11 protein-coding genes, 2 tRNA genes and 1 pseudogene are annotated in these 19380 nt (G+C 66.4%); 5 read left to right on the top strand and 9 right to left on the bottom strand.

The features are described 5' to 3' along the window. Positions 1-3 precede the first annotated feature (3 nt). Complete coding sequence (gene purL / locus AB4Y42_RS03630; RefSeq protein WP_368693428.1) at positions 4-4080, bottom strand: phosphoribosylformylglycinamidine synthase; 4077 nt, start codon at positions 4078-4080, stop codon at positions 4-6. Positions 4081-4422: 342 nt separating this feature from the next. Here purL and AB4Y42_RS03625 point away from each other — a divergent pair, with 342 nt between their 5' ends. From AB4Y42_RS03625 to pgi, 3 genes are all read left to right on the top strand, one after another. Next, complete coding sequence (locus AB4Y42_RS03625; RefSeq protein WP_368685989.1) at positions 4423-5718, top strand: FAD-dependent oxidoreductase; 1296 nt, start codon at positions 4423-4425, stop codon at positions 5716-5718. A 111-nt stretch (positions 5719-5829) separates the two neighbouring features. Next, positions 5830-7422 carry an NAD(P)H-hydrate dehydratase gene (locus AB4Y42_RS03620; RefSeq protein ID WP_368685988.1) on the top strand — a complete coding sequence of 531 codons (1593 nt, stop codon included), beginning with the start codon at positions 5830-5832 and terminating at the stop codon, positions 7420-7422. Positions 7423-7673: 251 nt separating this feature from the next. After that, a complete protein-coding gene (pgi, locus tag AB4Y42_RS03615; protein WP_368693427.1) occupies positions 7674-9293 on the top strand; it encodes a glucose-6-phosphate isomerase in 1620 nt (539 codons plus the stop codon). A 54-nt stretch (positions 9294-9347) separates the two neighbouring features. Here the strand turns inward: pgi and AB4Y42_RS03610 are convergent, their stop codons facing one another. Next, a complete protein-coding gene (locus tag AB4Y42_RS03610; protein WP_368685986.1) occupies positions 9348-10094 on the bottom strand; it encodes an ABC transporter ATP-binding protein in 747 nt (248 codons plus the stop codon). 21 nt (positions 10095-10115) lie between these two features. Between AB4Y42_RS03610 and AB4Y42_RS03605 the strand changes: the two genes are divergently transcribed. Together AB4Y42_RS03605 and AB4Y42_RS03600 are read left to right on the top strand one after the other, a co-directional pair. Then, positions 10116-10868 (top strand): arylesterase, encoded by a 753-nt coding sequence (locus AB4Y42_RS03605; RefSeq protein ID WP_368693426.1) that lies wholly within the window; start codon positions 10116-10118, stop codon positions 10866-10868. 206 nt (positions 10869-11074) lie between these two features. Next, positions 11075-11422, top strand: coding sequence for a hypothetical protein (locus AB4Y42_RS03600; RefSeq protein WP_368685984.1), 348 nt, complete (start codon positions 11075-11077; stop codon positions 11420-11422). A 93-nt stretch (positions 11423-11515) separates the two neighbouring features. Here AB4Y42_RS03600 and AB4Y42_RS03595 read toward each other — a convergent pair whose 3' ends face one another. From AB4Y42_RS03595 to clpP, 7 genes and pseudogenes are all read right to left on the bottom strand, one after another. Further along, positions 11516-13462, bottom strand: a complete 1947-nt coding sequence (locus AB4Y42_RS03595) for a SurA N-terminal domain-containing protein (RefSeq protein WP_368693425.1) — start codon at positions 13460-13462, stop codon at positions 11516-11518. A 103-nt stretch (positions 13463-13565) separates the two neighbouring features. After that, a tRNA-Asp gene (locus AB4Y42_RS03590) sits at positions 13566-13642 on the bottom strand. A 33-nt stretch (positions 13643-13675) separates the two neighbouring features. After that, positions 13676-13751, bottom strand: a tRNA-Val gene (locus AB4Y42_RS03585). Positions 13752-13822: 71 nt separating this feature from the next. Then, a pseudogene (locus AB4Y42_RS03580) lies at positions 13823-14113 on the bottom strand (HU family DNA-binding protein); the annotation flags it as partial. Positions 14114-14429: 316 nt separating this feature from the next. After that, a complete protein-coding gene (gene lon, locus AB4Y42_RS03575) occupies positions 14430-16856 on the bottom strand; it encodes an endopeptidase La (protein WP_368693424.1) in 2427 nt (808 codons plus the stop codon). Between the two features lie 191 nt (positions 16857-17047). Further along, positions 17048-18319 carry an ATP-dependent Clp protease ATP-binding subunit ClpX gene (gene clpX / locus AB4Y42_RS03570; RefSeq protein ID WP_028216418.1) on the bottom strand — a complete coding sequence of 424 codons (1272 nt, stop codon included), beginning with the start codon at positions 18317-18319 and terminating at the stop codon, positions 17048-17050. Between the two features lie 252 nt (positions 18320-18571). Then, complete coding sequence (clpP, locus tag AB4Y42_RS03565; RefSeq protein ID WP_042269587.1) at positions 18572-19225, bottom strand: ATP-dependent Clp endopeptidase proteolytic subunit ClpP; 654 nt, start codon at positions 19223-19225, stop codon at positions 18572-18574. Positions 19226-19380 lie beyond the last annotated feature (155 nt).

The raw sequence follows: 19380 nt of genomic DNA, 5'->3' as shown, positions 1-19380 counted from the left end.
GCGTTAGCCCACCCACTTGCGCGCGTTCTGGAACGCACGCATCCACGGGCTCGCCTCGCCCCAGGCTTCGGGGTGCCAGCTCATCGTCACCGTGCGCTGCACGCGCTCGGTGTGCGGCATCAGCACCGTGAAGCGGCCATCGGGCGTCGTGACCGAGGTGATGCCTTGCGGCGAGCCGTTCGGATTGAACGGATAGGCCTCGGTCGCCTGGGCGCGATGGTCGACATAGCGCATCGCCACCGCGACCTTCGAGATGTCGCCCTGCTGCGAGAAGTCCGCGAAACCTTCGCCATGCGCGACCGCCACCGGAATGCGCGAGCCTTCCATGCCGTTGAAGAAGATCGACGGCGAGCCCTGCACTTCCACCAGCGAGAAGCGCGCTTCGAACTGCTCCGACTTGTTGCGCGTGAACTTCGGCCAGGCTTCGGCGCCCGGGATCATCGAGGCGAGGCTCGACATCATCTGGCAGCCGTTGCAGATACCGAGCGCAAACGTGTCCTGACGCGCGAAGAACGCCGCGAACATGTCCGCGAGCTTCGCGTTGAAGCGGATCGTCTTGGCCCAGCCTTCGCCCGCGCCCAGCACGTCGCCGTACGAGAAGCCGCCGCAGGCCACCGCACCCGCGAAGTCGGCGAGCGTGGCGCGGCCTTCGAGCAGGTCGCTCATGTGGACGTCGTGTGCGTCGAAGCCGGCGCGGTCGAACGCATACGCGGTTTCGAGGTGCGAGTTCACGCCCTGTTCGCGCAGGATCGCCACACGCGGACGGGCACCCTTGCCGATGAACGGCGCAGCGATGTCCTCGGCCGGATCGAACGTGAGATGCGGCTGCATGCCCGGATCGGCGGCGTCGAGCAGCGCGTCGTATTCGGAATCGGCGCACGCGGGGTTGTCGCGCAGACGCGCGATGCGCCAGCTCACTTCGCCCCACACGCGTTGCAGCTCCGCACGCGGCGCTTCGTAGATACGCTTCGCGTCACGGTAGATTTCGATCGAGTCGCGATTGTTCAGCGTGCCGATCACGTGCGAGCACACCGAGAGGCCATGCTGACGCAGCACGCCCATCACGACGTCGCGCTGCTGTGCCGGCACCTGGATCACGGCGCCCAGTTCTTCGGAGAAGAGCGCGCGCAGCGTGCGGTCTTCGCGGCGGCCGCTCGTCTGCTTCGCCCAGTCCTTGGCGTCGCCGTAATCGGACTCGTGCTCGTTGTCGAGCGTGAGCATGTCCACGTTCAGCGACACGCCCGTGTGGCCCGCGAAGGCCATTTCGCAGACCGTCGCCCACAGGCCGCCGTCCGAGCGGTCGTGGTACGCGAGCAGTTGCTCGTTCGCGCTCAGTTGCTGGATGGCCGTGAAGAACTGCTTGAGGTCTTCGGCGCTGTCCACGTCGGGCACCGCGTCGCCGACCTGCTGCGTGACCTGCGCGAAGATGCTGCCGCCCATGCGGTTCTTGCCGCGGCCCAGATCGATCGCGATCAGCACCGACTCGCCCGCCTCGTCGACGCGGCGCAGTTGCGGCGTGAGGTGGCGGCGCACGTCGTCGACCGGCGCGAACGCCGAGATGATCAGCGAAACCGGCGCGACCACTTCCTTCGCCACGCCTGCCTCGTTCCACTTCGTGCGCATGGAGAGCGAATCCTTGCCCACCGGAATGCCGATGCCCAGCGCCGGGCACAACTCCATGCCGATCGCCTTCACGGTGTCGTAGAGCGCGGCGTCCTCGCCCGGTGCGCCGCACGCGGCCATCCAGTTCGCGGAGAGCTTGAGCTTGTCGAGCGACAGAATCGGCGCGCTGGCGATGTTGGTGATCGCCTCGCCCACGGCCATGCGGCCCGATGCGGGCGCATCGATCACGGCGAGCGGCGTGCGCTCGGCCATCGTCATCGCTTCGCCCTTGTAGCCCGCGTAGTCGAGCGCGGTGATCGCGCAGTCGGCCACCGGCACCTGCCACGGGCCGACCATCTGGTCGCGCACCGTCGTGCCGCCCACCGAGCGGTCGCCGATGGTGATGAGGAACGACTTGCTGCCCACGGTCGGGTGGCGCAGCACGCTCTTCGCGACTTCGTCGAGCGAGACGCCCGTGACTTCGACCGGCGCGAGCGGCACGCTCGCGTGCTCGACGTCGCGGTGCATGCGCGGCGGCTTGCCGAGCAGGATGTCCATCGGCATGTCGACGGGCTGGTGGCCGCCGTTGGCCGCGAGCGCCTGCTCGTCGGTGTCGATGAGCTTCAGGTCGCGCGCGTCGGTCGCGACGCCCACGACCGCGAACGGGCAGCGCTCACGCTCGCAGATCGCCTGGAACTCCGCCAGATCGGCGGGCGCGATCGCGAGAACGTAGCGTTCCTGCGATTCGTTCGACCAGATTTCGCGCGGCGAGAGGCCCGACTCTTCGAGCTGCACCTTGCGCAGTTCGAAGCGCGCGCCCTTGTCGGCGCCGTCGACGAGTTCCGGGAAGGCGTTCGAAAGGCCGCCCGCGCCCACGTCGTGAATGCTCAGGATCGGGTTGCGCTCGCCCAGCTGCCAGCACGAATTGATGACTTCCTGCGCGCGACGTTCGATTTCCGGGTTGCCGCGCTGAACCGAGTCGAAGTCGAGTTCGGCGGTGTTGGTGCCGGTGGCCATTGAGCTGGCCGCGCCGCCGCCCATGCCGATGCGCATGCCCGGGCCGCCGATCTGGATCAGCAGCGTGCCGGCCGGCAGGTCGTGCTTGTGCGTGTGCTGCGCGCTGATGTTGCCGAGGCCGCCCGCGATCATGATCGGCTTGTGATAGCCGCGCACGGTGCCCGCCACGTTCTGCTCGTAGGTGCGGAAATAGCCGCCGAGGTTCGGGCGGCCGAATTCGTTGTTGAACGCGGCGCCGCCGAGCGGGCCGTCGATCATGATCTGCAGCGGCGATGCGATGCGGTCCGGGCGGCCGTAGGCGCCCTGCGTGTCGGCGGGATTGCGCAGCGCGACCGGCACGGCCGCGTCGCGGGCGTCTTCCCATGCTTCGCGCGCATCGGGCAGGTCGAGGTTCGAAACCGTGAAGCCCGTGAGGCCGGCCTTCGGACGCGCGCCGCGGCCCGTCGCGCCTTCGTCGCGGATTTCGCCGCCCGAGCCCGTGGCCGCGCCCGCGAACGGCGAGATCGCCGTGGGGTGGTTGTGCGTCTCCACCTTCATCAGCGTGTGCGTGAGTTCGGTGTGGCGGCCATATTGCTCGCCCGGCGTGCCGTCGGCGTGGTTCTTGCGCGGGAACCAGCGCTCCGCGACCGCGCCTTCCATGATCGACGAGTTGTCCGAGTAGGCAACGATCGTGCCCTGCGGGCTGATCTTCTCGGTGTTGCGGATCATCGCGAAGAGCGACATATCCTGATCCTGGCCGTCGATCGTCCAGCTCGCGTTGAAGATCTTGTGGCGGCAGTGCTCGCTGTTGGCCTGCGCGAACATCATCAGCTCGACGTCGGTCGGGTTGCGCTCGAGCTTCTTGAAGTTGTCGACGAGGTAGTCGATTTCATCGTCGGCGAGCGCGAGGCCCAGTTCGCCGTTGGCCGTTTCCAGCGCCGCACGGCCGTGGCCGAGCACGTCGACCGTCTGCATCGGGCGGGCCGGCAGTTCGTCGAACAGATGCAGCGCTGCGTCGCGCGAAGGCGCCACGCTTTCCGTCATGCGGTCGTGCAGCGCCGCGGCAACAGCGGCATGCGCCTCTTCCGACAGCGTCTTCTTGCCGCCGAGCAGGCCCGACTTGAGCACCACGGTGTATTCGACGCCGCGTTCGATGCGGCGCACCTGCTCGAGGCCGCAATGGTGCGCGATGTCCGTGGCCTTGCTCGCCCACGGCGACACCGTGCCGAAGCGCGGCACGACGAGGAACGTGAGCGCGCTGCCGCGCTCCTGCGGGGCCGCGAACGGCGCGCCGTAGTGCATCAGCGCTTCGATCTTCGCGCTGTCGTCGGCGGAGAGCTGCGCGGCCGAATTGACGAAGTGCAGATACTGGCCGTGCACGCCGACGATATTGGCGTCGATACGCTGAAGCGTCTCGAGCAGGCGGGTCTGACGGAAGTCGGAAAGGGCCGAAGCGCCGGGGAAACACGAGAAGTGGGCCATGGACTGGGGCGTTGCGTCGAGGTTGCGTCAGAGTTGCGTCGCGGCTTCGCCTCGCGCGAAACACGTCGCAAGGTGGCGATGCGTCGCGCGGGGGATGGCGACGGTCAGGCGAAGGGAGACCGCGATTATAACCCGGAAGGCCTGTCCTGACCGCCCCGCCGGCCACGCGCAACGCGTGTGGCAAGCCGGCCTCGCGCATGGCGATGCTCACGCTTTCGCTGCTATGATTGCGCGTTTCGTCTGATCGGCGCACCCGGGCATGGCTTCGGCGCGCCGCACGCCCCACCTTCGGCAGGACGCCCTCACCCGAGCGAGCGCCACCTGCCTGCAGATCGTATCGTCATGGATGTCATCGTCATCGGCGGCGGAATCGCCGGCATCGCTACCGCCTGGCAGCTGCGCGCGGCCGGGCATCGCGTCTGCGTAATCGAACGCCACGCCACCGTTGCGCAAGGCGCGACCTACGGGCATAGCGGCATTGCGCTGCCCACGCCGCTCGACGTCTGGTTCGGCCCCACCTTCCTGCGCAATGGCCGTCAATCGTCCGGTGGCGTGATCAGCAAGACGGGCTGGCGCGGCCACGCACACGGTTTCGTCAAGCGCCTCGCCACGCTGCACGGCTCCGAGGCGTTCGCCGGGCGCTATGCGCTGCTGCGCCCGCTCATCGATTCGGCGCAAGCGGCGCTCGCCGACATCGACGCGCGCTTCCAGCTCGACTACGAGCAGCGCGACGGCCTGCTCTACCTCGTGCGCGGCAACGACGAATGGTCGCTCACGCAACCGGCCCTCGAGCTGCTGCGCCGCTTCGAGACGCCGCATCACGCGCTGTCGCCCGCGGAATGCGTGGCTTTCGACCATGCCATCCCCGCCGATCCGCCGTTTGCGGGCGGCGTGCGCTTCGAGACCGGCCGGGTGGCCAACTGCCCGCTCTTCGTGAAGCTGCTCAAGCAGGTGCTCGACGCCCAGGGCGGCGTGCAGTTCGAGATGAGCCGCGAGGTCAATGCGATCCGCCTCGAAGACCGGCGCGCGGCCGTGGAGCTCGCGCCGCCTGCGCACGAAGCGGGCCGCTCGCGCGACGTCGAAGTGATCTCGGGCGATGCCGTCGTGGTCGCCGCGGGCGCGCAAACGCCGCGCCTCCTCGCGCCGCTCGGCCTCAAGATGCCGTTCTATCCGCTGCGCATGCACACGCTCAATTCGCCGGTGGCGCACGAGGAATGCGTGCCGCAGACCACGATCGTCGACGCCGGCAAGCGCATCGCCATCGCGCGCATGAATCATCGGCTGCGCATATCGGGCGCCGCCGTGCTGCTGCGCGCGCAGGAAGTCGACGACGCGCTGCCCGAGGCGCTCACCGAAGACGCCCTCGCGCTGCTGGGCGAGGCGTCGCGCGACTGGGCGCCGGGCGCCGCGCGCATTTCGGCCGCGCTTGCCTGGGAGGGCATGAAGCTGCTGTCCGCCGACGGCCTGCCCGCGGTCGGCAACGTGAACCATCCGCGCCTGTACGTCAACGCGGGCCACGGGCCGGCAGGCTGGGCGCTTTCGCTCGGCTCGGCGAGGCTCATCGCCCAGCAGATTTCGAACACGGCGCCCGACCTGCCGGCCGATACCATCAAGGCGCTCTCGCCGGGCCGCGATTGAGCGGTGGGCGGCGTTGCCGCGCCGCCATGCCGGTCACCGCGCTTCTCGGGCGTGCCGTCCGAGGGCGTGCTCGGGTATCGTTGCGATGTCGCCTCTGAGGACCGCATCGTCATGTCGCACGCTCCCCACTCCTCTGGCGCCGGGCAACCGGTGCTCGTCTACCCGCACGATCGTGCGGTCCCGCTGCTTGCCGTCGAACAGCTGCGCAAGGCCGAAGTCGCCGCGCAGTCGGCCCTGCCTGCCCACACGCTGATGGCGCGCGCGGGCGCCGCTGCCGCGCACTTCCTGAGCGAGCAGCTCGCGCATGCGCCCTCGTCGGCGAGCGACAAGCCGGTCTGGTTCGCCGCCGGGCCCGGCAACAATGGCGGCGACGCCCTCGTCGTCGCTACGGAGCTGCATCGCGCGGGCGTCGCCGTGGCGGTCTGCATGCCCGTCGAGGTCAAGCCCGACGACGCGCGCTGGGCGCTCGCGGAGGCGCGTGCGGCGGGCGTGCCCATCGCCGCGTCGGCGCCCGCATCGTTCGACGCCTACGGCTGGCTCGTCGACGGGATGTTCGGCATCGGTCTCGCGCGCGGGCTCGACGGCATGTTCGCCGAGCTCGCGGAAACGCTCTCGGCACGCGCGCGCAGCCACGGCGACGTGCTCGCGCTCGACGTGCCGAGCGGCCTCGACAGCGACACCGGCAACGTGGTCGGCAGCGGCCCGGCGGTGCACGCGACCCATACCGTGACGTTCATCGCCGCCAAGCCCGGCCTGTACACGGGCGTCGGGCGCGACCACGCAGGCGCCGTCGCAGTCGCGCCTATCGGCATCGACACCGAAGACACGCCGGGCGCCGTGCGCCTGAACGCGCCGGCGCTCTTCGCCGCCGCCCTGCCCGCTCGCGACTTCGCCACCCACAAGGGCACGTTCGGCACGCTCGCCGTCGTGGGCGGCGACACGGGCATGTGCGGCGCGCCGATTCTCGCGGCGCGCGCGGCCCTGCTCACCGGCGCGGGCAAGGTTCACGTGGGCTTTCTCGGCAGCGACGCGCCGCCCTACGACGCGCCGCACCCCGAACTCATGCTGCACGCGGCGGCCAGGCTCGCGCTCGATGCGATGGACGCCGTCGCGGCGGGCTGCGGCATGGGCGGCAGCGCGTCGGCGCGCCAGCTCGTGGACGCCATCCTGCGCCTTTCCGCCCCTGTGCTCCTCGATGCCGATGCACTCAATCTCGTCGCGCGCGACGAGGCGCTAGCGGCGCACGTCGCGCAGTCGGCGCCCGCGCGCGGCGCGCCTTGTGTGCTCACGCCGCATCCGCTCGAAGCAGCGCGCCTGCTCGGCTGCGACACCGCCGCGGTGCAGCGCGATCGCCTCGCCGCGGCGCGAGCGCTTGCCGCCCGCTACGCGGCGGTTGCCGTGCTCAAGGGCAGCGGCACCGTGGTCGCCGCGCCCGACGGACGCGTCGCCGTCAATCCCACCGGCAACGCGGGCCTCGCCACGGGCGGCACCGGCGACGTGCTCGGCGGCATGATCGGCGCGCTGCTGGCCCAGCGCGTGCCGCCCTACGAGGCCGCGCTCGCGGGCGTCTACCTGCACGGCCTCGCCGCCGACACACTGTGCGCACAAGGCGACGGCCCCGCGGGCCTCACGGCCGGCGAACTCGCGCCAGCGGTGCGCAAGCTCATGAACCGGCTCTTTTACGCGCCGTCTCATGCCGCCTGAAGCCGCATCCCGCGCGTCCGTTCGCGCGGCACGCGGCTTGCTTCACAACGACGCTCGCGCCACCTCCCGCACCCGGCACAGCCGCAGGCATTACAACGCTGCGCAGTGTCGCGCGAGGCCGCTATACTGATCCTCCGCACGCGCCTTGCACCCAAGGCGGCCCGTGCTTCCCCGCGGCGCGCGAAGCGCGTTCGGCCTGACCGGCGAACCGCACCTGCCGCCCTCCATTCGTGATCCCTCGCTAGACGAACATGACGAATCCGCTCCCCGCCTGGTCCGCGCTACAGACGCATTACGAACAGATCCGCGACGAAAAGCTGCGCGACTGGTTCGCCCCCGCCAACGACCCTGCGCCGACGCGCGCCGAACGCTTCACGTTCGCAGGCGCCGGTCTCGGCGCCGACTTCTCGAAGAACCGCATCACCGACGCCACGCTCAAGCTGCTCGTGCAGCTCGCTCGCGAGGCCGGCGTGGAAGCGCGCCGCGATGCGATGTTCAAGGGCGAAGTCGTCAATCCGACTGAAGGCCGCGCGGCGCTGCACACCGCCTTGCGCGCCACCGAAGCCGACGCCCCGTTCCACGCCCAGATCGCCGCCGAGCGCGCGAAGATGGCGAAGTTCGCCGACGCCGTGCGCAGCGGCGCATGGACCGGGTACACGGGCAAGCGCATCCGCCATGTCGTGAACATCGGCATCGGCGGCTCGGACCTCGGGCCGAAGATGGTCGTGCACGCGCTCGCGCATCTCGAGCTGCCCGAGATCACCTCGCACTTCGTCTCGAACGTCGACGGCGCCGACCTGTGGCGCACGATCGAAAACATCGATCCGGAAGAAACGCTGGCGATCATCGTGTCGAAGACGTTCACGACGCTCGAAACCATGACCAACGCGCTGTCGATGCGCGACTGGTTCGTCAAGCACGGCTGTCCGCAAGGCGAACTCGCGAAGCACTTCGTGGGCGTCTCGGCCAATCCGTCCGAAGTCGTGAAGTTCGGCATCGCCAAAGAGAACGTGTTCGAGATGTGGGACTGGGTGGGCGGCCGCTATTCGCTGTGGTCGGCCGTGGGCCTCTCGATCATGATCGCCATCGGGCCGCAGCAGTTCGACGAACTGCTCGCCGGCGCGCACGACATGGACAAGCACTTCCGCGAAGCGCCGCTGGAAAAGAACCTGCCCGTGCTGCTCGGCATGATCGGCATCTGGTATCGCAACTTCTTCGGCTCGCAGAGCTATCTCGTTGCGCCCTACTCCGAAGCGCTGCACTTCCTGCCTTCGTATCTCCAGCAGCTCGAAATGGAGAGCAACGGCAAGTCGGCGCGCCTCGACGGCAAGTTCGTCGATTACGCGACCTCGGCGATCACCTGGGGCGAGCCCGGCACGAACGGCCAACACGCGTTCTTCCAGATGCTGCACCAGGGCACGACGATCGTGCCGATCGACTTCATCGCCGTGCTCACGCCCGAGCATCCGCTGGCCGACCATCATCCGAAGCTGCTCGCGAACTGCTTTGCGCAGAGCGAGGCGATGATGCTTGGCCGCACCGAGGAAGAAGCGAAGAAGATTGCCGGCGCGGACAAGCCCGAACTCGTGCCGCACATCATGTTCCCCGGCAACCGCCCGACCACCACGTTGCTCGTCGATGCGCTCACGGCCCGCTCGCTCGGCGCGCTCATCGCGCTATACGAGCACAAGGTGCTGGTGCAGGCTTCCGTGTGGGACATCAATCCGTTCGACCAGTGGGGCGTGGAACTCGGCAAGATCCTCGGCAAGGTGGTCGAAGCCGACCTGAACGCCGCAAGCGCCGATGTGAAGCTGCACGATTCGTCCACGGCCGCGCTGATCGCGCGCGCCCGTGCGGCGCTCAAGCGCTAACTCGCGGGGAACCGGCGTGCGCATGCACTGTGCACGCCGTTCACCGGTCAGGCGCTAACGCCCGGCTTCGACATTGTTCGCGTTACGAGAGGATGCCGCGCCATGCGGCGCGTTGGGCACGCGGTGGCCCGCTTCGATCGTGATGATGGCGTCGCAGCGCTGCGCGAGATCGACGTCGTGGGTGACGAGCACGAGCGTCGCGCCGTTGGCGCGATTGAGTTCGAACATCAGGTCGATGACGGCGTGGCCCGTGGCGGCGTCGAGGCTGCCGGTGGGCTCGTCGGCGAACAGCACCGCCGGGCGCGTCACGAACGCGCGGGCGAGCGCCACGCGCTGCTGCTCACCGCCCGAGAGCAGCTTCGGGTAGTGGCCCGTGCGCTCGGCAAGACCCACGCGCTCGAGCAGCGTGCGCGCGCGGGCGAAAGCATCACGCGTCGACATGCCACCCTGCAGTTCGAGCGGCAGCGCGACGTTCTCCAATGCGGTGAGATGCGGCATCAACTGGAACGACTGGAACACGAAGCCCACCGAGCCGTTGCGCAGCGCCGCGCGCTGGTCTTCGGCCATCCCGGTAAGCTCATGGCCGAGCAGGCGCACCGAACCCGCGCTCGCGCTGTCGAGGCCGGCCAGCAGGCCGAGCAGCGTCGACTTGCCGGAACCGGAAGCGCCGACGATCGCCACGCTCCCGCCGGCCTGCACGGTGAGGTCGATGCCGTCGAGGATCGTCAGCTCGCCGGTGGCGTCGGTGACCCGCTTGCTCAAACCCCGTACTTCGATGACTGGATCGCTATTCATTCGCACATGATGACGCACAGGTTAGCCGTGAACCAGAAGCGCGCCGCGCGGCGCGCCACCCTTTCCCGCGCCCGGTCCCGCTTCAGCGCGTTTGCCGCTATCGCCGCCTTGACCGCTGCCGTCTTGCTCGGCGCCTTCTATGGCACGACCGGCACCGCGCTCGCGGCCACGCCCGTCTCCACGGCCAACGCGGCGACGAACCCCGCCGCCACGGCAAAACCGAACATCGTCGTGCTCGGCGACAGCCTTTCCGCCGAATACGGCCTGCCGCGCGATACAGGCTGGGTGGCCCTGCTGCGCCAGCGGCTCACCAGCGAGCGGATCGATTATAACGTTGCGAATGCGAGCATCAGCGGGGACACGACCAGCGGCGGACTCACGCGCCTGCCGCTCGTCATGCAGCGCATCAAGCCCGCGATCGTGATCGTAGAACTGGGCGCCAACGATGCACTGCGCGGCGTACCGCTCACGACGACCGACAGCAATCTGCGCGCCATCGTCACGCAGATCCGCAAGGGCGGCGCGAAACCCGTGCTCATCGGCATGTACGTGCCGCCCAACTACGGGGTCGACTATACGCGGGACTTCCACGCCATCTACGAGCGGCTTGCGAAGGAACTGAGCGTGCCGCTCGTGCCCTTTCTGCTAGCTGGCCTCGCCGACAAGCCCGAACTCTTCCAGGCCGACCAGATCCATCCCACCCAGCAGGCACAGCCTTTGCTGCTCGACAACGTGTGGCCAACGCTCAAGCCGCTGCTCGGCAGCGGCGTGCGGCGCTGAGGCGGCAGCTGGGCAAGCGTGCGGGCGTCCTCACCGGGCACCCTTTCTCAGGGCCCCAACCTTGGCGCGTTCAAGCCGCTCGAGCCTCTCAGCCAGCGTGGCGGCGGGCAACCGCGTCGCGCCATTGGCCACCGCTTGCGTCAGACACGCGAGCCCGCGAAGCTTCGCTGTCTGAATCCGACCGACCCTGACTGGAGGGAAGAAGCGTGAAATATTTACCTCTCATTGTCGTTACGGCAGCACTTGCTGCCTGCGCCAATCAGCCAATGCCGAGCGGAGCGCAGTCCGTCGGCACGAGCCAGCAACCGCCTGCAACGGTTGCGCAATGCATCGCACAAAAATGGTCCGACAAGTCGCAGCAGCAAGTCATCTCGCAGTCCGTGCTCGCCAACGGCCAGGCTGTCGACGTCTACGTCCCTGGCCAGCAGCCGCCTAACGGCGCAGCGGCAACGGTACGCCCGGCGTGGAGCGCCAGCGCGAAGACGTGGGTCGGCTTCCGCTCCGGCGGCGGCGCCGGTGGAGACGCCACCAGCGACATCAGCGCCTGCCTCTGATTTCGTGCTCGCCAGAACGCAAAAGCCCCGCAGTGTTTCGCGGGGCTTTTTTTGTGCCGGCTCTCGACGCCGGCAGGCTGATGCGGGTCGGGCTTACTGGGCGCCGTCGCCGTCGCCCGACTGGCTGGCCGAACTGAGCGAGCCGTAGAGCTTCACCTTCGCGCGCTCGCGCAGCGCGTCGAGGTACGCCTGCACCTGCGACTGGCCGTCCACCTGGGCCAGCTGCTGCTGCGCGGCGGCCAGGCGCGGGCCTTCTGCGGCCGGACCGTTGGTCACGCTGTTCACGCGGTAGATCGCGTAGCCGTCGTTGCCGAGGTCCACGCCCACGTAAGCGGGCAGCTTCTGCGAATCGGCCTTGAAGACGGCGGACAGCGCGCTGGGCGGCAACCCCTGGGCGTCGTTGCGCGACACCTTGAGCGCCGACGAGAAGCCGTCGGTCGACTTCGACTTCTGCAGCTCCGCGAGCTTCGCCTCGCCGTCCTTGTGCGCCATGTCGGCGGCCTGCTGCGCGACCACCTTCTGGCGCACCGCATCCTTGACCGCGGCGAACGCGGGCACGGCGGCCGGCTGGTAGTTCGTCACGTGAGCCGAAATCAGCGTGTTGTTGCCGACGTCGATCGCCTGGGTGTTGTTGTGCTGGTTCACCGAGTCGCTCGCGAATACGGCGGCGAGAAATTTCTGGTTGTTCAGCGGGCTATCCGGCGGCAGCGCGGCATTCGGCTTCGGCGTGACCGTGGCCGTCTGGATCGTCAGCTTGTACTTGTCCGCGGCCGGCTGCAGGCTCTTGGCCTGCTCGTAGACCACCGACGTGAAACCATCGCTCGCGTCGGCGAGCAGCTTCGCGGCTTGCTGCGCCTTCACGTCGTTCGTGATCTGCGCCTTCACGTCGTCGAACGGCTTCGTGACCGCCGGCTTCAGGTCCGTGACCTTGACGATGTGATAGCCGAAGTCCGACTGGATCACGTCGCTGATCTCGTCCTTCTTGAGCTTGAAGACCGCAGCGTCGAACGTCTGGCCGCCCGCGATCATGCCGGGGCCGAAGTAGCCGAGGTCGCCGCCCTTCGAGGCCGAACCCGGGTCCTGCGACTCCTTCTGCGCGATCTGCGCGAACTGATCCGGATGCGCCTTCACTTCGGCGAGGATCGATTCGGCCTTCTGCTTCGCGGCGTTGCGCACGTCGGCGCTCGCGTCCTTCGGCACCGTGATCAGGATGTGGCTCGCACGCACTTCTTCCTGCGTGCGATAGTGCGCGATGTTGTCGTCGTAGTACTTCTTGAGATCGGCGTCACTCGGCTGCACGCCGGCGGCAACCGTCGCCGCCGAGAGCACGAGGTACTGGATCTGCGCCGTGGCCGGCGTGGCGAAAGCGTTCTTGTTCGCGTCGTAGTACGCCTGCAGTTGCGCGTCGGTCGGCTGCACCTTCGGCGCATAGTCGCTCGCGTGGAACGCGAGGCCCTGCACTTCGCGCTGCTGCTCCGAAAGGCCCGTGAGCTGCTGCGCGAGCGCCTTCGGCGTGAACGCGCTGCTGATGATCGACGCCGGCAGCTGCTGCATGGAGAGGCTATAGCGCACGCGCTCGTCGTACTGCTCGGGCGTCATGCCCTGCATGGCGAGCAGTTGTTTGTACTGGTCGAGATTGATCGAGCCGCCGGGATTCTTGAGCGACGAGATCACCGGGTCGGCGAGCAGCGCGCGACGCACGGCGTCGTCCGAGGCGGTGAGATGCAGGCGCTGCGTTTCGTCCACGAGCACGCGCTGCTGGATCAGACCGTCGAGGATGTCCTTGCGGTGCTGGGGCGTGTCGAACATGCTCGCGTCGAATTGGGCGCCGAGGACCTGGCGGGCCTGGTCGAGCTGCTGGCGCGCGGCGTTGTCGTACTCGGCACGCGTGATTTTGTGCCCGTTGACGCTTGCGACGTTCGCGCTTTCATCGAAGAAGCCGCGGAAACCTTGAATACCGACGAAGCCCAGCCCTGGCAAGACGACCAGGAGCAGCATGAACATCATCAGGCGTTTGTGATTGCGGAAAAAGTCGAGCATGCGTGACCAGACGTTGATGGCGCCAAAAAATGGAACGCCCGATATTACAACAGCGGCCAACAAAAAAGGCGAACCGGAGTTCGCCTTCTTGTCGAGATATCCTTGGCGGAGCGGACGGGACTCGAACCCGCGACCCCCGGCGTGACAGGCCGGTATTCTAACCAACTGAACTACCGCTCCGTGCGGGTGCGCTACGTACCGGAACCGAAGCTGTGGTGGGTGCTGAGAGGCTCGAACTCCCGACCTACGCCTTGTAAGGGCGCCGCTCTACCAACTGAGCTAAGCACCCAGCTTCATGCTTTCCTGCGCTGCTTCCAGTGCTGCGACTTCTGCTGCGCCACCCATCAGGTAGCGAGCCCGCTAGTTTAGCGCATCCTTCAGCGCTTTGCCAGGCCTAAATTTGGGCACCTTCGCCGCCTTGATCTTGATCGCGTCGCCGGTCCGCGGATTGCGGCCCGTGCGCGCCGTGCGCTTGCCGACGGCGAACGTGCCGAAGCCGACGAGCGTAACCGAGCCGCCCTTCTTGAGCGTCCCTTTGACGCCGCCGATCACGGCGTCGAGTGCGCGTCCCGCAGCCGCCTTCGAAATGTCGGCTTGTTGCGCAATATGGTCAATCAGTTCCGTTTTATTCATTCCAGCCCCCGAGAATGTGTTTGGGTAAACGTAAGAAAGAAGGTCAACTTATTGGATAGACGTCCCCGCCATAGCGCGGGGCCCGCCCATTTAACGGGGCCGATAGTGCCGTGTCAAGCGGGGTTGAGCCTGATTCGGCGCGGGATTCGAGGGATTAGTCGAGGGAGTATTCGAACAAGTGGGAAATGGCGGAAAAGACCGCTGGTTGTCATCACAACGTCAAGAATCGTGACGCAAATAAAAAGCCCGCGGAGCATGCCGCGGGCTTTCTGGGGTCCAACGCGCCGCGCAGGAGCGCGGCTTGTTGAAGGGGTACTGAAGGTGTACCGAAGGCTTAGTGCTTGACGACTTCCGTCGCGGCGGCATCCTTCGATTCGGCCACGGGCGCCTTGGCATCCTCGGCCTTCACTTCTTCTTCCGGCAGCGGCTGCGGCACACGTTCGAGCGCGAGTTCGAGCACCTTGTCGATCCAGCGGACCGGCACGATTTCGATCGAGTTCTTCACGTTGTCCGGAATCTCGGTGAGATCCTTGACGTTCTCTTCCGGGATCAGCACGAGCTTGATGCCGCCGCGATGCGCCGCGAGCAGCTTCTCCTTCAGCCCGCCGATCGGCAGCACTTCGCCGCGCAGCGTGATCTCGCCCGTCATCGCCACATCGGCGCGCACCGGAATACCCGTGAGCACCGACACCAGCGCCGTCGTCATCGCACCGCCTGCGGACGGACCGTCCTTCGGCGTTGCGCCTTCCGGCACGTGGATGTGGATGTCCTGCTTCTCGAACGCTTCGTCCTTGATGCCGAGACGACGCGAACGCGAACGCACCACCGAGCGTGCCGCTTCGACCGATTCCTTCATGACGTCGCCGAGCGAACCCGTGCGGATCACGTTGCCCTTGCCGGGCATGACCGCCGCTTCGATCGTCAGCAGATCGCCGCCGACTTCCGTCCACGCGAGGCCCGTGACCTGGCCGATCTGGTTTTCCTTCGCGGCCAGACCGAAGTCGTACTTGCGCACGCCGAGGAAGGTGTCGAGGTTGGCGCTGTCCACCGTGACGGCCTTGTCGGCCTTCTTCAGCAGCAGCATCTTCACGACCTTGCGGCAGATCTTCGACACTTCGCGCTCGAGCGAACGCACGCCCGCTTCACGCGTGTAGTAGCGAATGATGTCGCGGATCGCGCCTTCGGTCACCTCGATCTCGCCCGGCTTCAGCCCGTTGTTCTTCTTCTGCTTCGGCAGCAGATAACGCTGGGCGATGCTGACCTTCTCGTCTTCCGTGTAACCCGACAGGCGGATGACTTCCATCCGGTCGAGCAGCGGCGGCGGGATGTTCAGCGAGTTCGACGTGGCGACGAACATCACATCGGAGAGGTCGAAATCGACTTCGATGTAGTGGTCGGCGAACGTGTGGTTCTGTTCCGGATCGAGCACTTCGAGCAGCGCCGACGACGGATCGCCGCGGAAATCCATGCCCATCTTGTCGACTTCGTCGAGCAGGAAGAGCGGATTGCGCACGCCGACCTTGGCCAGGCTCTGCAGGATCTTGCCCGGCATCGACCCGATGTACGTACGACGGTGGCCGCGGATCTCGGCTTCGTCACGCACGCCGCCCAGCGCCATGCGCACGAACTTGCGGTTCGTTGCGCGCGCAATCGACTGCCCGAGCGAGGTCTTGCCGACGCCCGGAGGCCCGACGAGGCACAGGATCGGCGCCTTGACCTTGTCCACGCGCTGTTGCACCGCGAGATACTCGAGAATGCGTTCCTTCACCTTCTCGAGACCGAAGTGGTCTTCGTCGAGCACGGCTTCGGCGTTCGAGAGGTCGTTGTTGACCTTGCTCTTCTTGCGCCACGGCAGGCCGATCAGCGTGTCGATGTAGTTGCGCACGACGGTGGCTTCCGCCGACATCGGCGACATCAGCTTGAGCTTCTTGAGCTCGGCGTCGGCCTTCTTCTTGGCTTCCTTGGGCATGCGCGCGGCCGTGATGCGCTTCTCGAGTTCTTCGAGATCCGCACCCTCTTCGCCTTCACCCAGTTCCTTCTGGATGGCCTTGACCTGCTCGTTCAGGTAGTACTCGCGCTGGCTCTTTTCCATCTGGCGCTTCACGCGGCCGCGAATGCGCTTTTCCACCTGGAGAATGTCGATTTCGGCTTCGAGTTGCGCGAGCAGGTGCTCCAGACGCTCCACGACCGGGAACATCTCGAGGATGTGCTGCTTCTGGTCAAGCTTGAGCGGCAGATGCGCGGCGATGGTGTCGGCAAGACGACCGGCCTCGTCGATGCCTGACAGCGACGTCAGGATCTCCGGCGGGATCTTCTTGTTGAGCTTCACGTACTGGTCGAACTGCGAGACGATCGCGCGGCGCAGCGCTTCGGTTTCTGCGCTGTCGGCGTGGTCCGGTTCGAGCGGCATCACTTCGCACGAGAACTGCGTTTCCTGCTCTTCGATGGAAAGCGTCTTCGCGCGCTGCAGCCCTTCCACGAGCACCTTCACGGTGCCGTCGGGCAGCTTGAGCATTTGCAGGATGTTGGCGACACACCCTACTTCGTACATGTCTTTTTCGGTCGGCTCATCCTTCGCGGCGGTCTTCTGCGCGACGAGCATGATGTGCTTGCCGCCTTCCATAGCCGCTTCGAGGGCCTTGATCGATTTCGGTCGGCCCACGAAAAGGGGAATCACCATATGCGGGAAGACTACGACGTCTCGCAGCGGCAGCAGCGGGAGCGTGGTGCGTTCCGGCGGGAGGAGTTGGGTTCCTGACATTTCATTTCCCCATGAGTGGAATCAATTGTTCGGTAATTGAGGCCTGAGATACCGATTGCAAGCCTCGCGCGTGTGGGAAAAGTTCAGTGACTCCAAAATAGTGCGCCATCGACCACAAGATTAAACGAAAAAGCCGTTCATCCCATTGTATGAACGGCCCTTTTCCGGAACTCTTTAGCCGATCACCACCATCAGTTCGACCCTGCAACCTTCGGTGCGTCTTCGTAGATCAGCAGCGGTTTGCCGTCGCCGTCGATCACGTTGTCGTCGATGATGACCTTGCTCACGCCCTTCATGGCCGGCAGCTCGTACATCACGTCGAGCAATGCCTGTTCCAGGATCGAGCGCAGGCCACGAGCCCCCGTCTTGCGGCGGATCGCCTTGCGGGCGACGGCCTGCAGCGCAGCCGGGCGAATTTCCAGCTCCACGCGCTCCATGTTGAAGAGCTTGTGATACTGCTTGACGAGCGCATTCTTCGGCTCGACCAGAATCTTCATGAGCGCGGCTTCGTCGAGCTTGCCGAGCGTGGCGACCACGGGCAGACGGCCGATCAGTTCGGGGATCAGGCCGAACTTGATCAGGTCTTCCGGTTCCGTTTCGCGCAGCACTTCGCCGGTGTCGCGCTCCTGCTTGCTCTTCACGCTCGCGCCGAAGCCGATGCCGGTCTTTTCCGTGCGGTCGGTGATGACCTTTTCCAGACCGTCGAACGCGCCGCCGCAAATGAACAGGATATTGGTCGTGTCGACCTGGATGAAATCCTGGTTCGGATGCTTGCGGCCGCCCTGCGGCGGCACCGAAGCCATCGTGCCCTCGACGAGCTTGAGCAGCGCCTGCTGCACGCCCTCGCCGGAGACGTCGCGCGTGATCGACGGGTTGTCCGACTTGCGGCTGATCTTGTCGATTTCGTCGATATAGACGATGCCGCGCTGGGCCTTGTCGACCTCGTAATTGCAGTTCTGCAGCAGCTTCTGAATGATGTTCTCGACGTCTTCGCCCACGTAACCGGCTTCGGTCAGCGTGGTGGCGTCGGCGATCACGAACGGCACGTTCAGAAGGCGCGCGAGCGTCTGCGCGAGCAGCGTCTTGCCCGAGCCCGTGGGCCCGATCAGCAGGATGTTGCTCTTGGAGAGTTCGACGTCGTCCTTCTTGTCGAGGTGCTTCAGACGCTTGTAGTGGTTGTACACCGCCACTGCGAGGATCTTCTTCGCGCGTTCCTGCCCGATCACGTACTGGTCGAGGATGTCGCGGATCTCCTGCGGGCTCGGCAGGTCCGAGCGCGACAGCGCCGCGTCGACGCCCGCACCGGCGGCCTCGTCGCGAATGATCTCGTTGCACAAGTCGATGCATTCATCGCAGATGAATACCGACGGACCAGCGATGAGCTTTTTCACCTCATGCTGGCTCTTGCCGCAGAACGAGCAATACAACAGCTTCTCGCTGTTAGAACCTTTCTTGTCCGCCATGGATAAATGAGCCTCCGGACACTCTGTTACATGATACGCCGTTTCCCCCGGCGAGGCCGGAGGGTGCGTGAACCGCTTGCTGTGACGGCGTTGGGGGCCGCAGGCCGCGAAGCGCGTTTGCCGATTATTTCACAAGGTCTGCGCGGCGTCGGCTATCCCCTTTTGTACGGGGGCCGAGTGTTCCTTTGCGTTGCCTCTGTCACGGCTTGCGCGCACTTCGCAGGGTCGGACGCGCAAAACCGCTCGCGCAGATCAAGGACGCTTGTGCAGGACCTGGTCGACGAGACCGTAGGCCTGGGCGTCGTCACCCGACATGAAGTTGTCGCGATCGGTGTCGCGCGCAATGCGCTCGACCGGCTGACCCGTATGGTGCGCGAGCAACTGGTTCAGGCGCTCCTTCAGGTACAGGATTTCACGAGCCTGGATTTCGATGTCCGACGCCTGGCCGCGCGCGCCGCCGAGCGGCTGGTGAATCATCACGCGCGAATTCGGCAGCGCAAAACGCTTGCCCCTGGCGCCCGACGCCAGCAGGAACGCGCCCATGCTGGCCGCGAGGCCCATGCAAAGGGTCGAAACGTCCGGCTTGATGAACTGCATCGTGTCGTAAATCGCCATGCCGGCCGACACCGAGCCGCCCGGGCTGTTGATGTACAGGCTGATGTCCTTGTCCGGGTTTTCGCTTTCGAGGAACAGCAGCTGGGCGACCACGAGGTTGGCCGTCTGGTCGTTCACTTCGCCGACCAGGAACACCACGCGCTCCTTGAGCAGGCGCGAGTAGATGTCGTAGGAACGTTCGCCTCGGCCGCTCGTTTCGACGACGATCGGCACGAGGCCGAGCGCCTGCGGGTCGAAGTCCCGCGACGAGTGGGAGGTCAACGTATCCAGCGATTGAGCGCGAATGGTCATGCGGTGCATCCTTGTCTGGAAAAGTTCTTCTATATACCCGTATGGCGACGGACCCCGGCTAAATCAACCACACGGACAGCATGGCTAAAATCCGCGGATACAAAAACGGCGTGCTGGCCGTCGGTCGCTCCGACAGCCGGCACGCCGTAGCGGGC

Origin of the sequence: Paraburkholderia sp. EG286B, from assembly GCF_040965655.1 — a bacterium.
Classification (GTDB): domain Bacteria; phylum Pseudomonadota; class Gammaproteobacteria; order Burkholderiales; family Burkholderiaceae; genus Paraburkholderia.
The sequence above is the reverse complement of the archived record's forward strand: the minus strand, read 5'-3'. Positions and strand labels throughout refer to the sequence as shown.